General features: G+C 47.2%; 7 protein-coding genes. 4 read left to right on the top strand and 3 right to left on the bottom strand.

Going from position 1 to position 17,280, the window contains the following annotated elements:
* Nucleotides 1–15 precede the first annotated feature (15 nt).
* The gene (mfd, locus tag HGO26_RS20200; protein WP_168827489.1) at nucleotides 16–3,501 is read left to right on the top strand and encodes a transcription-repair coupling factor; all 3,486 of its coding nucleotides are present in this window, start codon (nucleotides 16–18) and stop codon (nucleotides 3,499–3,501) included.
* On the top strand, nucleotides 3,501–4,502 hold the full coding sequence (locus HGO26_RS20195) for a CsiV family protein (protein ID WP_168827488.1): 1,002 nt from the start codon (nucleotides 3,501–3,503) through the stop codon (nucleotides 4,500–4,502). Before mfd ends, HGO26_RS20195 begins: the two co-directional genes overlap by 1 nt.
* Before the next feature lie 48 nt (nucleotides 4,503–4,550).
* On the opposite strand, the gene HGO26_RS20190 is transcribed toward HGO26_RS20195, so the two are convergent.
* From HGO26_RS20190 to HGO26_RS20180, 3 genes are all read right to left on the bottom strand, one after another.
* Nucleotides 4,551–4,826 (bottom strand): acylphosphatase, encoded by a 276-nt coding sequence (locus HGO26_RS20190; protein WP_168827487.1) that lies wholly within the window; start codon nucleotides 4,824–4,826, stop codon nucleotides 4,551–4,553.
* Nucleotides 4,827–5,425: 599 nt separating this feature from the next.
* Entirely contained in the window at nucleotides 5,426–7,126 is a 1,701-nt protein-coding gene (locus tag HGO26_RS20185) for a toxin-antitoxin system YwqK family antitoxin (RefSeq protein ID WP_168827486.1), read from the bottom strand.
* Between the two features lie 10 nt (nucleotides 7,127–7,136).
* On the bottom strand, nucleotides 7,137–9,374 hold the full coding sequence (locus HGO26_RS20180) for a hypothetical protein (RefSeq protein WP_168827485.1): 2,238 nt from the start codon (nucleotides 9,372–9,374) through the stop codon (nucleotides 7,137–7,139).
* Nucleotides 9,375–9,999: 625 nt separating this feature from the next.
* Between HGO26_RS20180 and HGO26_RS20175 the strand changes: the two genes are divergently transcribed.
* Entirely contained in the window at nucleotides 10,000–10,596 is a 597-nt protein-coding gene (locus tag HGO26_RS20175; RefSeq protein ID WP_168827483.1) for a tyrosine-type recombinase/integrase, read from the top strand.
* 385 nt (nucleotides 10,597–10,981) lie between these two features.
* Nucleotides 10,982–17,209 (top strand): SpvB/TcaC N-terminal domain-containing protein, encoded by a 6,228-nt coding sequence (locus HGO26_RS20170; RefSeq protein ID WP_168827481.1) that lies wholly within the window; start codon nucleotides 10,982–10,984, stop codon nucleotides 17,207–17,209.
* The last annotated feature ends 71 nt before the right edge of the window (nucleotides 17,210–17,280 follow it).

The raw sequence follows: 17,280 nt of genomic DNA, 5'->3' as shown, positions 1-17,280 counted from the left end.
GTTTATCGCACGCCAATGACTCACATATCAGCCCTAACGCCGCCAGCCGTCAAAAATGGCACTCAAATTCAGACTCTGTCCACCGTGGGCGGCGTTTGCCAAGCCGTTACACTCGCCAATTTAGCGCGTCAACATAAGGGAACGACCTTAGTCGTCACCAGTGACACGCCAAGTGCCTTAAGCTTAGAGTTAGAGCTGAGTTATTTGCTCAGTAAAACAGGCATTAAGGTCAGATTATTCCCTGACCGCGAAACCTTGCCCTACGACAGTTTTTCGCCCCATCAGGATTTAATTTCCCAGCGACTCGAAACGCTATCACAGCTGTCTCAGATTGAGCAAAATATCGTTATCGTGCCCGTCACCACCTTGATGATACGCCTGCCACCTAAGGCCTATTTAAGCGCCAACGTGTTTGTGCTCAAAAAGGGGGATAGCTACAAGTTACACGATGTACGCCAGCATTTAACCGACACTGGCTACCATTCGGTGGAGCAAGTGTATGAACATGGCGAGTTTGCCATTCGCGGATCGATTCTGGATATCTTCCCAACGGGGATGAATATGCCACTGCGCATCGAGCTATTCGATGAAGAAGTGGAAACCATTCGCCATTTTGATCCAGAAACCCAACGCTCATTGCAACCTGTCGACTCGATTCGCCTATTGCCCGCGAAGGAATTCCCAACCGACAGTTCGGCCATCGAAGGTTTTAGGCAAAGATACCGCCGCCGTTTCGAGGTCATAGTCAAAGAGCCGGAATCGGTTTATCAGCTAGTGAGCCGTAACTTGATGCCGGCGGGGGTCGAAAACTACCTGCCGCTGTTTTTTGATGACACCGCCACCCTATTCGATTACTTGCCCAAAGACACTCAACTCATCACCTTAGGCGATATCGAAAAGTCGGCGCGCGCCCATCTACAAGAAGTCGAGCATCGCTATCAAGACAGACGCGTTGATCCGCTGCGGCCATTACTGGCGCCTAAAGAACTGTATTTACTCATAGAAGAGTTATTTGCCGCCTTTAAACCGCTGCCACGTTATCAAATGCAAGTGCCAACAGATGGCACTGAAACAACAAAAGCGGTTGTTATTGCCGCCAGTACCCTGCCCGACATCAGCGCCAATCATAAATTAAAGCAACCGCTGCTAGCGCTGCAAGATTATGCCAGCAGCGCCAAACGCATGTTGTTTAGCGCGGAGTCCGAGGGTCGCCGCGAAGCGCTGCTTGAATTGCTCGCTAAAATTCAGTTAAAACCTGCACTGTTTAACCATTTTGATGAATTTATTCAAAGTGATGCCAAGTTAGGCCTTATCGTGTCGCCGCTGTCACGCGGTTGTTTACTGCAAATCAGCGCCAAAGAAAGTATCAGTATCATTTGTGAGACTGAACTCTTCGGCCATCGTATTTCCCAGCAACGCCGGCGTGAAAAACAGCGTCAGATCAGTAATGATGCCCTGATTAAAAACTTGGCCGAACTCAAAGTTGGCCAGCCCATAGTGCATTTAGAACACGGCGTTGCACTTTATAGGGGCTTAGTCACCCTAGATACGGGTGGACTGGTCGCAGAATACTTGCAATTAGAATACGCTGGCGGTGACAAACTGTATGTGCCAGTGTCTTCATTGCATCTCATCAGCCGTTACAGTGTTGGCGCCGATGAAGACGCCCACTTAAATAAACTCGGCAACGAGACGTGGGCTAAAGCCAAGAAAAAGGCGATTGAAAAAATCCGCGACGTCGCAGCCGAGCTGCTCGATGTCTATGCCCGTCGCCAAGCGCGTCCCGGCGAAAGCTGCGCAATTGACGAAGAAGAATACGCTCAATTCGCCCGCGGCTTCCCCTTCGAAGAAACCGTCGATCAAGAAAGCGCCATCATCGCCGTGTTAGCCGATATGCAATCGCCGACCGCAATGGACAGATTAGTCTGTGGCGATGTGGGCTTTGGTAAAACCGAAGTCGCCATGCGCGCCGCCTTTGTGGCCGTCAACGCTGGTAAGCAAGTGGTCGTGCTAGTTCCGACCACACTGCTTGCCCAGCAACACTATGAAAACTTTAAAGACAGATTTGCCGACTGGCCCGTGGTCACTGAAGTGATGTCACGCTTTCGTACCGCCAAAGAGCAGACTCAAGTGCTGCAGCAATTGGAAGAAGGCAAAGTCGATATTGTTATCGGTACCCACAAGTTACTGCAATCTGAGGCCAAGTTTGAAAACTTAGGCCTGTTGATTATCGACGAGGAACACAGATTTGGTGTGCGTCAGAAAGAGAAAATCAAAGCGCTGCGCGCTAACGTGGATATCTTAACCCTAACCGCGACGCCCATTCCGCGTACCTTAAATATGGCCATGTCGGGCATGCGCGATTTATCGATTATCGCCACCCCGCCCGCCAAACGTTTAGCGGTGAAAACCTTTGTGCGGGAATCCGATCCTGCAACCGTGCGTGAAGCCATTTTGCGGGAAATTCTCCGTGGCGGCCAAGTGTATTACCTGCACAATAATGTTGAAAGTATTGAGAAATGTGCCCAAGGCATTATCGATTTATTGCCTGAAGCACGAGTCGTCGTTGCCCACGGTCAAATGCGTGAGCGCGATCTAGAACGGGTAATGTCAGACTTTTACCATCAAAGATTCAACGTGTTAGTCTGTACCACTATTATTGAAACCGGTATCGACGTCCCAAGTGCCAACACCATTATTATTGAGCGCGCCGACACCTTTGGTCTGGCACAATTACACCAATTGCGTGGCCGCGTCGGGCGCTCGCACCATCAGGCCTACGCTTATTTGATGACGCCGCATCCCAAACGTATGACGCCAGATGCGCGCAAACGTTTAGAAGCCATTGATGCTCTTGAAGATCTCGGAGCGGGCTTTATGCTGGCGACCCAAGATTTAGAGATCCGCGGCGCAGGTGAACTCTTGGGCGATGAACAGAGTGGCCATATTTCGAAAATTGGTTTTAGCTTATACATGGAAATGCTCGAAGCGGCAGTAAAAGCCTTAAAACAAGGCAAAGAACCGTCACTGGCGCAAATGCTCAATCAGCAATGCGAAATTGAACTGCGTATCCCCGCCCTGCTGCCTGAAGCCTATGTGAGCGACGTAAATATTCGTCTGTCGCTCTATAAACGCATCGCAGGGTGCGAAACACAGGCGGCGCTGGATGAGTTAAAAGTCGAATTGATCGACCGTTTTGGCTTATTACCTGAACCGACGCGTAACTTAATGGAAATGACCCTCTATAAACATGAGGCGACTCGCTTAGGTGCGACTAAAATAGAAGTGCACAGTAAAGGTGGCAGCATCGAATTTAGTGATGATCATGTCATAGATCCTGTGTTTATTATTGGATTACTCCAAAGCCAGCCACAAATCTATCGAATGGAAGGACCGAATAAGTTAAAGTTCAGCCTTGCAGCCGAAACCAGTAAAGACAGGCTCGCTTTAGTGAAACTCTTGCTAGAACAATTATCGCAACATCGTCTTGGAGATAAATAGTGTTACGTAAACTCGCGGTCTCTATCGCTACACTCATTGCACTATCACACAGTCAGGTCGTCCAAGCAGAAGCTTGGTTCGAGGTTGAAGTCTATGTGTTTGAACGCCAAAGCCAGTCAAGTGAACAATGGCCTGATGCGCCGAACAAGACGAAAACCGATAACGCAATAGACTTAATCTCCCCAGCTATCGCGCAAGCAATCACGCCGATACCCAGCGCATCTGCGCCTTGCACACTGGTCTTTGATGCCGATGCAAATAGCCACTGCGCTGAAACCTTAAACGGTACCTCGACGTCAGAACCTATGCCTGCCGCGCCTGCGAGTGTGGAATATCGTTACCCGCCAGTGATCCCAGCAGAAATCAGCAGCGCACAGATCAGTTATCCTACAGCCAATGGCAACCCAGTATTGTTAACCCGCAGCCAAAGTCAGTTCGCGAGCATTATCAATAGTATTTCCCGCGAACGTGGTACTCGCAGTTTACTGCACATGGCTTGGCAACAACCTATGCGTGGTAAGAGTGGCTCAGTACCCATACGCTTATTTGCGGGTAAAGATTTCTCAGGTACTTATCACTTCGATGGCAGAAAAATCATTAAGCAAGCTCAAGCAGAGCCTATGACTAATGCCGATGGCACGCCAATGCTTGCACCTGCTGTATCACCGGTATGGGAATTAGATGGCACACTGAATATCTATTTAAGCCACTATTTGTATATTGAAACCGCATTGCACTTACGCAAAGAAGGCAGAAAATTAATGCCGGCCGTACCCAGTGATGCGGCCGATACCAGCGCAACACTCACGGCACCCAAAGTCATGACACCATTTTTAATGTCTGTGCCTTTGGAGCAAAACCGCCGTGTGAAGAGTGAAGAAATCCATTATTTAGATCATCCCGAAATGGGCATGGTGATCCAAATTCGCAAGATGGCGCAACCCAGTGCAATGCAAAATAATCAGAATGCCGAATCAATACAGACTGTTGGCCAATACTGAACAAACACACAACCCGCACAATTCTTAAGTTAACACGGTACGTTTAAATTAAGACTGAACGATGGAGAAATCGAGGTAGATATCATCAGCCTCGTCTTCTCCTACCATTACGGTTAATCCCTCAGTGCAAGGCACACCTACTTCGCACCAAGCAATTAAAGCATTAACAGCAATGTCACTGCCTTGGGCGAGTACTTCAACACTGCCATCGCGGCAATTGGTTACATATCCTGTCACACCAAGGGCTCTGGCCTTAGTCAAGGTCGCATGACGGCAACCAACACCTTGCACTTTTCCCGTCAAATTAATTAATACTCGCTTCATCTCACGCTCCTTTTTCACGGAACCTTGTTATAGAAATAAGCATAGCCGCAATTATCCAAAGGCTAAGTGTTAACCTATGGATTTGTAGAGCAAAAAACAAACAATATTTAAATTTAGGCAAAAAAAACAGCTAACAAGACTGCTGCTAGCTGTGTCGGGCGACATACGCAAAGGGATATCCAATAAATGGACAAATAAAACAGCAACTCTGTATCATTTTGTTACAAAATAGCAAGGGTCGCTACTTTACACAATAAATAATTATTTTCAAGAGTTTGAAAAGTAAAACTATCCATCCCGAATGAATATAATGCTTTTAGCTGAAAATCAGCTCGTACACCCATCTGCATTGTTCATGTTTAAAAACACCCCCCTGTGATAGCCAAAGAAGTATAAAGGCGTGTTGACGTTTAACGCTGAGATTGTGTTTGTTCTGGCAAGTTAGTAAACACGAAACGAGGGGTTGAGAAGTCCCCCTCTAATGACAAGCGGCGCGTATGCCTGACGATAAAGCAAGGCAAGCAAACTAGATGCAAAAAAGCAAAAAACCGGCCTAATTAGTCGGTTTTTGCTTGATTGTGTGGTTAGGTGATGAAGTGCTACTCGCTGATCATCAGACCATTTTGATAGCGATACTCGGATGAGGGTTCACCATTAAAGTAGTACACCGACCTGCCGTGCAGTTGATTATCAAGATACTCATCACTTTGCAGCAGGCTGCCATCTTCGTTAAAACTATAGCCTTTGCCTTGCAATTGACCTTGATCATCATACTGGGCCTGCCCTAATAAATGGCCATTGGCGGAAAAGGCTTGCCAGTGACCCACTTCGTGTCCAGCTTTATAGTTGCCATGCCAGAGCTTAACCATGCTGTAGCTGCTTTCATCTTGCAGCAGCCATTGGCCTTCGCGCTGACCGTTAACATACTGACCTTGGGCTTGCAGTTGTTTATCAAAGCCACGCAGTAAATACGCGCCATGTAACTTAGCGTTTTTATAAAACTCTCGGCGCATTATCGTGCCATCGGCTGCGATTTCTGTTTGTTCACCACTCAGCTCACCTTGTTGGTTAAACTGCTCATTGCGCGTCGTATCCACGTTTTTTGTGACCCACTTGCCGGACTTTAACCCTAAGTGATATTGGCCGATGACAAAACCGCCGTCCTCGACCTTGTCTTCTCGATATGCACCGTGCATTTGACCTTTGCGGTAGTTTATCCGCCTGATATAACCATTCCAGCCTGCACCGATATACAAGCCATCGTATCGTCCCTTGAGTTGTTCATCACGTTCAATCAGCTCATCTGCTGCATCAAAACGCTGACGTAAGCTCCAGTCTTTTGTAGTATCTTGCTGATATTGATAAGTTAACTTTCCCGCAGAATCGAAGCGCTGTTCAGTGCTAGTCTGACCTTTAGCGAGGTATTGCGTGTCGGTTTGGGTCGCAACGTTACCGGCATTATCATAGGTAATATGTTGAATTTCACGACCATCCTTATCATACTTTTGCAGCTCTGCTAACCTCCCTTGTTCATCAAAACGCTGCTGGTTTCCCACCTGTTTATCATGCTCATAGTGTTTAATCTCTTGCAGCACATCGGCAGCTCGGTAAATCAACACTTCGCCGTGTATTTTCCCCTTAAGATAAAACTCTTTAGTGTATAACCAGCCGTCTTTTGTCCAATACAGTCGCTCGCCTTCTCTTTTTCCCGCCACCATATTAACGGTTTGCTCCGGCTGACCATTGTTATGAAAGCTTTTATATAGCCCTTCCATACCGTTAGCACCGTAGGTTACGCGTGTTTGCAACTGGCCATTGTTAAAATAACTTTGCGATAATCCTAATTCAGCGCCATTCACACGATGCTGAAGCTCCCTTAATTGACCATTAGTATGGTAACTTTTCTGATCTCCATGCAACTGGCCATGCTGGTAGTGGTACTCTCCCGAGAGCACTCCGTCTTCCCAATAATGCAGATGCGTGCCTTGATAACGCCCTTGTGCATCGCTACTGCCCTTGCGAGACAGTTGACCATCGGGATAGAAAAACTCAAAATCACCAACGATAAAACTCTCGGCTAAATTGGGACTGTTGACGCTGCCCTTAAAAACGGGTTTATCCGTCTCCAGATAAAAGAGTTGTAGCGGCCACTCACCATTTTGCTCTGTCGGCGCTTGCTCCTGATAATAAATGGCTTCACCAGGCACATCGCTAAGCCGCCATAGTTCGTCGAGTAAAATTCGCTCAGCCGACAGATTAAACGACATAAGTAGTGCAGATAATAGTAATAAGACTCTCATATTCTGCTCCTTAAGGTAACGCAGGGAATGTATTAACCCACTGTTTATTGACCGGTTCGCCGCTTATCGTCAGCTGCTCTATCTGTGCTGCGCGCCCCGCCAGTACAAACCAGCGTTCCTCACGTAATACTTGCTGCAACGGGCGCTGATAAAAATCACTGCTGTCACCTTGAATCGCAGGAGCTAGCTGTAAATTTTGCGCATTTAAAAAACGATAGCGCCGCATAAAGTCGGCCACGGTTTGATGGGTATCAACATTCGGCAACTGAGTGATATCAATCAACCAGCTTTGCTCGGGTTGATACGCTAGCGCTTGCCATTTGGGCGTACCGGTACAGGCCAAAGTGCTGCTGACATTGATGTCGTAAAAATTGCGGCGGATCCCATCGGCGCTAGTCAGTTGGTACAGCACAAACTTATCCAGCCCTCCACCAAAACCCGTGTTGTTAGTGCTTGTGTTTGTCCATTGCAGTGTGTGCCCGTTGACCTTAGGTGCATCGACAACACTGAGCGTGCACACCGCTGCTTGCTCGGAAGTTAACAGCAAACTGACGCCGTATTTGGCCACGACTTGCGGCTCAAGTAAGGCGGGGTCTTCAGGTGCAGTAACTTGCGGCTGATTAACATAGGACGCATACATATCATCACTATAAAGCAGTTGTTGCTGCACCGGCGGATAGGCGACATTTTGCGCGTAATCTTGAGTCGGAATAAAACGAATCTTCTTTGTCAGTTCACCACTGTCAACCACAGTATTCACATAGAGTGTCAGCGTGGGCGGCGCTGCGGGAAAGGTAAACTGTGTGATCGATTCATATTGTGCCAATGAGGCCAACGCCACCATATTTTGCTCTGCCGGGGTTAACCAATCCGGCCCAGTGGGCGGCGGTGAAAGATATTTCACCATAGCGCCTTCGGCACCGTCAAAGCGCCGGTATAACCAAGATTTGTCAGTGCTACCTCGCGATTTCAGCAAATAACTGAATGGTTTATCTGGGATTGGCGAGAGTTCCAGCTGTATATCTTCATACTGCAAGGCCACAGTTTTGCTGGGATCGGGGGTCAGGTTAAGTTTGACCAATTTCGCGCCGCGATAATGGGCAGTCGCGCGAAACTCAGCAACCTGAGCTAAGAGGTCATTCGGCGCATTCCAACCGATAAGCAAATTCTGCTGCTCAGACTGATGGAAACCATCCTGTTCTGGATAACTATAACTGCCTACCTTGCTCAATTGCAGCGGCAGTACTGTGCCATCCGCACTGTGTGCTGTGATATCGGTTAAGCTAAACCCGCCTTCGGGTTTAAAACCTGAAAAGTCATACTGATAAGTCAGCTTTAATAAATCATCTTGCGGGTAAAAGTAGCCCGCATCATAGGCAAATACAGCATCTTGGGTTAAGGTCTTATTGACGTTATCCAACACAACGTCAGGTTGTTTTTGATACTCAAATACTGGGAAATCATAAAAACCTAAATACTGCGTCAGATCGCCCAACTGGCGCTCCTGCGGCAACATAATAACGTTGCTGCGCACTGTGCCCTTATAGCCGTAGCGCTCAAACGGCGCTTCTGCCACTAAGGCTAATTGCGCTAACCAACCCCGCTCACGTTCTAACATCAGCTGACCGTATATTTTGGCTTGCTCGCCGCCACTTTCAACTTTGGCTAACACATGAGTATCAGTGACTTGCAATACAGTAAGCTTGGCATTGGCGTGGCCTTGATAGGCAGGAAGCGCGACAACCGCCCCCGCTTTGGTGGGTATGGTGCTAAGAAAGGCCGATGAGCTAAAGAGCTTTTTCAGTTCCTGCTCAAGCTCTGCGCCGCGTTCAGCCAACAGCGCCTGCCATACAGGTTTGTTCAATGCACTGAATTCTTTAACGCTGCCATCGTCTAGATTTAAAGAAAATTCAAACCCCTGCGAGAAAATAGCGTGCATTTCTGGATTACGATCGGCCCGCTGGCCACTACTGACGCCGCTCCCTTGGCCATCGCGCATGTTCATATAATCGACATGCACTTGAAACCGACTGTTTTTGCCTGTTTCGAGGACCTTATAACGCAGCAATTGATGTGACGTGGCGTTAACCGTTTCGGTACGCTGACCATTGTCTACAGTGATGTTAGTGGTGCTATACAGCTGATACGAGCGCTCTTCCCCTTTTTCAGGCGTAAACTCAACATCAGCATCCCCAAAAGAACAGGCCGATAATAAACAGCATGCAACTACGCTAACCAAGTACTTCATGGTTATTCCTTGTATCTCAAATAGTAAGCGCCGCATTATGCCCTTTCATGCCCAGTAAATAAAATGCTTTGGCTATTTATGCCTATCCAGCGCAACACCTTAATGCGCGACTAAAGCATCCTTTTTAGATAGTCACAGGTACTGCAATACCAATCTTAGGTAAGTTTTTAATGACAAATTCCGGCATCAATAACTGATGCAAAAAGCTAGCTGTGCAGCATTAATTGTCATTGTTTCTCAGTGACTCGCCGTCTATTTCTTTCAAAAGAAGTATCCCTATGGGCTCGACGGTAACATCTGCAGCACACGAAAGTGTAAATACCGCGTTCACATGGTCAATGATGTTCCCGACATCATAGTGATATTTCCCATATCCCTATGGGTCAGATGTGAAAGAGCAGCCATATCGCCAACGGTCACTGTTGTAACAAGGCCAATCTTAACTAAGTCATTAATACACAAATCAGCCCTAAACAGCTTTTGCCCCAAAGCAATTCAGCACTCCATTTTTAGACTCTGCTTTAATTCCATTTATCCATGAGATTTTATAATCCATATGTGTCCAATTAAGCGCACCATTTCCTAAAATTTAAGTGTCTATTCATCACAACCTGAGGAGGTTTGTATGGACGCTTGGAATAAAGGTCATCCCATGGGCCAAAAACGACCTTTTAAATTGGAAGAGATTTGGCGCATTAGCACTCGGTTAGAGTTAGAGCATAATATTGCAGAGTTAGCGTTACTTAATTTAGCGATTGATTCAAAATTGCGCGCTTGTGACTTACTGCATTTGCAGGTTCAAGACATTACCTCAGCAGGCATCATCAATCCGCGCGTGCGATTAACACAGCGTAAAACTCACCGTGAAGTGCAGTTTGAAATTACACCACCAACTCAACATTGTCTGACTTCTTGGTTGCTCGAAAAGCGGCTCATCGCAGAGGACTACTTATTTCCGAGCCCAAGATGTGCTCATCAACCGATGAGTTACAGCTATTACCGCGCTATAGTCAAAAACTGGGCGCGTCAGTTAGGCCAAAATAGTGAATTGTACGGCACGCATTCACTGCGCCGAACCAAAGCCACGCTGATTTACCGCCGAACAAAAGATATTCGAGCGATTCAAATTTTGCTTGGCCATGTCAAGTTGGATAATACCGTCCGCTACTTGGGTGTTGAGATTGAAGATGCACTGCGTATATCTGAATCCATTGAGGTGTAAATGGATAAAGGCAGTGGTCGTCTTAAGCGCCATTGCCTTGGTCTAATCGCACGGTAGCATTGCCCCAAAAAAAACATCCCCTATTTACCGTAGTCAACCTTATCGCAATATTGATTCGCAAGCACTTAAATTAACCGAGTGTTTTTAATATGTTGCAACTATGTTTTTATTTTTGTATTTTAATTTGACAAAAATGGATGTTGGATTAAAGGGAATATCATGTTGCCACTGTGGACACCGCACCGTAACTCATCTTTTGCCGCTTTAATGCTATTGCTTTGTCTGGATGCCAAATAGTTATGCTGCGTTCCCCCCTGCAACCCCGCCGCTGAGTGGTAGCAAGATAAGTTCAACAATCGAGTTGCACTGGAACATTGATTGCACGGTGACAGCGGTCAATATCCAGGAATCTACTGACGGCAATGCTTGGAGCACTGTTTATAGTGGACTTGGTAGCCCCGATGAGGGGACTACTCCACCAATTTTGATGGCATTTTCGTTTGGCGGCGGAACGGGGACATATTGCCCTGGCTGGACAAGTGCTCGCTCTGCGAATCTCTCAGGTAAAACGCTCTCAGGCTATTACTACCGCATCAATGCCTGTATTGGTACAGCATGCAGCGCCTACAGTGCCAGTACGCTTGTTGGCACCGCACCTACGGGTGGAACGCCCTCTCAATCATCAACCCTAGCCAGTATTGCGACTATCCCGGATGCCAGCAACTCGTTAGCGTCTCCCGCATTTGATGAATTAGTCGGCGAGATTCAAGGACAAGCGACGGTTGATGGTGGCGCGTTTTCTTACACCGTGCCGCTAACCGTCGCGCCTGGGCGAAATGGTATGCAGCCCTCGCTATCACTTAATTACAGCAGCCAAGCGGGAGAAGGCTTGGCCGGAATGGGCTGGTCACTATCAGCGTATTCCAGCATTTCACGCTGTAGCCAAATCTACGACTTAGATGCAACCGCAAGTAATGCCACTTACAGCAGTAATGACAAGCTGTGTTACAACGGTAGCCGACTGGTCGTGACAGCTCCGCCTAATTCGAGTGCGCAAGGCGTTTACGGAGCATTAGGCACGTTCTATAAAACGGAGCGTAATTCCACGGTCATTATCGAACAGCTCGGTGGCGCGCTCAACACGAGTTCAGTTTACTTTAAAGTGTATGAAGCTAATGGCACTTACCATCTTTTAGGGGGCAATGCCAATAGCAGGATTACCCCTGTAGGCGTCAGTGTCGCGTCATCTTGGTTGCAACAACTGACACAAGACTCACATGGTAATGAGGTCTCGTATTTTTACGATACCTCTTCAGCAGGGAATCGATACCTTCAAGATATTTATTACACCGGCTATAAAGGCACTCAGGGTTCGCGTAGCGTGCACGTTAACTATACGGCCGTACCCGCAGAAACCAGCTACCATTGGGGCGGCTATAGTATTAGCAATAAACGCATCAGTGGCATTGATGTACTGATAGACGGCGATGTGAAAGCGCAGTGGCTATTGAATTATGCGCCACTTAATCCCACTGCACTTAATGATGCGGCGAGACTTGCCAGTTTATCTTACTGTGATGGTACCGACCCCAGTCAATGCTTGAATACCGATTTTGGTTGGTTTGAACGCAGTTATCAGCATAACTTGATAACAAATCATGCGCTTGCCGCCATCAATGACAATTACACCGTCGGTTTGGCTGTGCGCAAAGATAATGATTATGACGGTGATGGGGTGGCAGATTTATCTATCCCATTAGATGGTATCTATCTTTCTCGTACAGGCACCAAGGTCAGTTATCGAACTTTGCCGTATAAGAGTACTGAAAACTGGGCTGGAGACATTAATGGCGATGGTGTTCCCGCATCGAATGAATACAGTACCAATGTGGTTAATGGTGCCATTGATTATGACCTTGATGGGGCCGATGATTTTGTCTACACCGATAATAATTCACAGTTAATCATCACGAGCTTACAACCTAATGGCAGCATAAAGCGTGCTTATGCTACGGGGATTAACGCCACTTGCTATGCTTCAGTATCTCAAATGCTTGGAGATGTATTTTGCACTAGCCACGTCATGGATTTCGATGGGGATGGTCGCAAAGACATTCTATTAGCCACCAACAAGCAAGCCGGTGTCGGTAATTTCACTATCACCTATAAGGCTTATCAGCGCAAAGCTGTGGGTGATGGTTTTGATTATCGCGGCAGTTTCAGTGTCAGCGCTGCCGAGCCGTTAATTCCTATCGATGTAGATGGGGATGGCGTGCCAGATTTAGCGCCAAGCCAATTTAACTCAAGCCTTAAATGGTACAAAGTTATCTTTAATCGCACAGACAAAACAGTGTCATTTATTGAGAAAAACCAAGCATTTGCCATCAGTGTCGATAAGGTGTACCGCACCACACCAAGCCGGTGGGTCGATTTCAATGGTGATGGGTTAAGCGACATTTTAACCCTGCACAAAGTCAAAAGTACCGACAACTTTTTTACGCGACATATCATTATCAATAAAGGGGCGGGATTATTTGAAGCACCTTATAACACCGGAATGAAGGAGCTCGCTTGGACTGCTAATGGTGGTCTGATTGCCGAGGACCCTCGCCATGGAGGGCCTGCAGGCTATGTGCATGAGCAGTTTATCCAGTTTGTCGATTATAACGGCGATGGTCGCCAAGATATTCTATATCCCGACAGGCTCCGTAAAAAATATACTTATGAGTGCTGGACTTGGAGCTCTAATGAGGCCTGTGCAGCCGTTGATGGCGCATCTGCCCCTAAGTTTTACGATTACGATGTGTGGCATTGGAATGTGCTACTGACTAACCCTGATGGCAAAACCTTTACCGATGTGCAATTGCCAGTTTATGGCGCGTTAGCAACCTTATCACCGATTGATTTAACGGGCGATGGCCGCGTCGATTTTGTCTCTGGGGTGGGTTTTGAGTCGGATGCAGTCAAGCGCACTTGGTTCTATGGCAGTAAGCAAGGTGGCAAGCCAAGTAGTTACTCGGTAGGATTTTTGGCTTTTGCCCATGCAACGACACAAGATACCGTGATCAACAGTGTTAATACTGGCATGGGGCAGAAACTTCAACTGGATTATGCCCAGTTAAAGCAACGTTATAGTGTTGCTGAATCGACATTAAATTATCCTTATGTTTACTTCACCAACACCATGCGAGTGGTATCAGCCCTAAAGAGCGATAATGGGGTTGGCGGGGTCGATACCACCCAATACAGCTATAAAAATGCGCGTTTCCATATCGCAGGGCGCGGTTTTCAAGGCTTCAGCGACATCATTGAAACGCGCTCCGATGCACTTAACAGTGAAAGCCTCATTACTCTGACTCAATTTGAACAAACCTTCCCTTGGTCTGGGATGGTGAAGTACAAAAAGGTCACCGATAGCCGCAATAACACGCTCAGCGAATATTCGGTTCAAAAAAATGCGCCCTTACCAGGAAGTTACGTCGTGGGCCAAAGCGCATGTTTTTATCCTCAAGAAAGCACCACCACGAAATGGACGGTTAACCCGAATATCAGTGTTGCAACGGTTAAGGATGTCACGCTTAAAAATGCCCACTGCCAAGTGACCTCTAACACGGTGACTAGCGAAGACAGTACGGTGAAACATACTCAAGCCACGACCCAAGCCTTCACAAATAGTCTTGGGTGGTTAATGCCAACGGTGAGCAGCACCAATCAAACGGTAGCCTATAAAACAACCCATGAAAGTGTCGTACTTAATCCAGCGAACACCGCAACGGGACAAAGAGTCACTCATACCTATGGTACCAATGAGCAGGGTGTGATGGCACTCGCTTCGACTAAGGTGGAGGACATTGGGACCTTGATGGGTGTTGGAAGTACGACGCAATTTAGTGCTTATGACCCCTATGGGCATGCATTAAAAACCACGGTTGGTGACCGCTATACCCAAGTCTCCATGAGTAATGATGGTTACTTTGTGTATCAAACATTTAATGCCCAGTGGCCGGGTGTCGCGGCGTCAACAACGCAATACGACCCCTTGACCGGTGTACCGCTCACCTCGATAGATATCAACGGTGTGACCACCACCAATACCGTGAACTTTATCGGCAAAATCACCAGTAGCGGCAGCGCTAAAGGGGTCACAGTCGTTTCGCCAACCGTGTATAGCAGTATGGAATGGTTAACTGGCAATTATGCCTACAGCGTCACGCAGCAAAGCAGTGGCCAACCGGAAACCATCGTCTATTTTGATAGCTTAAATCGAGAAGTGAAGACCGTTACCGCAGGATTTGCTGGGGATATTATTACCGCAAAACGCTATGACGTTAGAAGCAATTTGGTAAGTGAGACTAGGCCAACCCAATCCTATGGGACGGCTGAAGTCGTGCAATATCAAGATTTTGACGTACTAGGCCGACCTAGTCGCAAATTGTATGACGATGGCATGGTCTCCTATCAATCGCAATACACTTATGTTGATGGTATTCGAACCGACATCAGTGTTTCGGGGGACTTTAACCTCCAAATGAGCCGCAGCTATAACAGCTTGGGCCAACTGCTGAGTACAACCGATGCCAAAGGGCACAACAGCTATTTTGCCTATAATGCTGCAGGCTTACCGGTACTCATTCAGGATGTGCTCGGCAGTCGTATCACTGCGCAATATGATGATTTGGGGCGCAAGGCATGGTTTGATGACCCCAATATGGGTAAGTGGCTATTCAGTTACAATCTGTTTGGCGAGTTAGTTACCCAAACTGATGCGCGTAATCTCGCCACCACGTTTACCTACGACAAACTGGGCAGACAAACAAAGCAAACCAATACTCAAACTACACGTACTTGGGTGTATGACACCACGGTCGGTAATGGCAAGTTGTATCAAGCCAGTGTCGTAGGGCACACCCAAACCGACAGTTACGATACCGTGGGGCGAATGATACAAACCATCACCCAAATGGGCGGCCTTAACTTAACTGAAAAGTATGTCTACGACAGTCAATTTGGCCGCCTCAAAGCGATGGCTTTCCCCAGTGGTGAGCATGTTGCTTACCGTTTCAATGATAACGGCTATCTGATTGAAGACTATCAACGCTTTACCGATGGCAGCGAATTGTCTCTGCGCACGGTTGAGTCGTACAGCGCCTTAGGGAGTGTCAACCAGCAACGATTCAGCAACGGTAAGATACAACAATTCTTCCGCAATGAAGCTGGCTCTCCACTTTCGATTTGTACCAGTAATAACGGCAGTTGTAGCACAGTAGGTATTCAGTATCTTAACTATGACTACGATGCTATGGGCAATCTGGTTCGGCAAGAAAATGCCATCGCTCGCTTTGCAGAGGATTATACCTACGATGAACTGATGCGGGTCGATAATTCCACCAAAACCATTAAAGGCACCCCGTATGCGCCTATCAATTATGACTATGATGCCGCGGGGAATATTCTGGTCAAAGGTGATTATGGCAGCAGTTATCTCTATGGTAACGTGGGTAAAGGTTTAGGGGGTAATGCAGGCCCAAACGCGATACGGCAGTTTATTCGCGGCGGTACAACCTACAACTTTACTTATGATAACAATGGTAATCGGTTAACTGGCGATGGGGCGACCTTAACCTACGATGACCAAAACAAACCCTTAACCGTGGTGCGTAATGGCACTACCAGTACCTTTAGTTATGATGCGAATGGTCAGCGCTATAAACAGGTTAAGCAGCAAGGTAGTAGCAGCATCACCACTACCTACTATGTAGGCAGTTTTGAACGTGAGGTGAGCAGCAGTGCCACCATCGATAAAACTTACATCGGTGACCACACCATCAAGATGAAAGCCCATGTGGGGACCTTAGGCAATCAGTCACCATTCCAGCACGTATTAAGGGACCACTTAGGCAGTGTCGATACCTTAATCGATGGGCAAACCGGCGCTGTCCTGCAATACCGGGGTTATGATGTGTTCGGCCGGCCACGGGATATACCCGCAGGCAATGTATTACTGACGGCCTGGCAAGGCGTGACTAAGGGCTACACCAATCACGAGCATTTGAATGAGCAGCAGTTAATTCATATGAACGGGCGGATTTACGACTTTAATGTCGGCCGCTTCTTAAGTGTTGACCCGTTCTTGCAGTTCCCCGAGAACAGCCAAAGTGCTAACCCGTATTCGTACATCTTGAATAACCCGATGAGCGGAACTGACCCTACGGGGTATGCCTGTGCAGGCTCAAATCTAGAAAGTGTCTGTGATAACTATTTTAAGGATAATAAAATCGTAACGGAGAACATGAAGCTGACTGATGCTATCTCCAATACGTTAAACAACGGCAAAACAACCGCTTCAAATGGGCAAGCAAATGAGTTGCAGATGGCCCAAACTGGCGGAGCAGCCAAGCAAGAGAAGAAAGCCGTTGGATTGCAGCAGGATGCCAGCAGGAGTGTTGGAAACCAAAATATTGGTATAACAGGTGAAATAAAACCAATTGAAGGAAATCGAGCCTTTGGTTTTCTAAAGACAATTGTACGTGATTTTTCGTTTGGGATAATATATGGAGATACAAGTTCAATCCCTAGTCTGCACCCTACACCAGAAGATAGTGCAGATATGTAGTGGCACACTAATTTTGGCCACCTAAATAGAGGTGATATTATTACCTCGTAGATGACTTTAGGTGAAAACAT

The organism is Shewanella oncorhynchi, assembly GCF_012584455.1.
Classification (GTDB): Bacteria; Pseudomonadota; Gammaproteobacteria; order Enterobacterales; family Shewanellaceae; genus Shewanella; species Shewanella oncorhynchi.
Note: the sequence above shows the minus strand (reverse complement) of the source record. Positions and strands in the feature narration are given on the sequence as shown.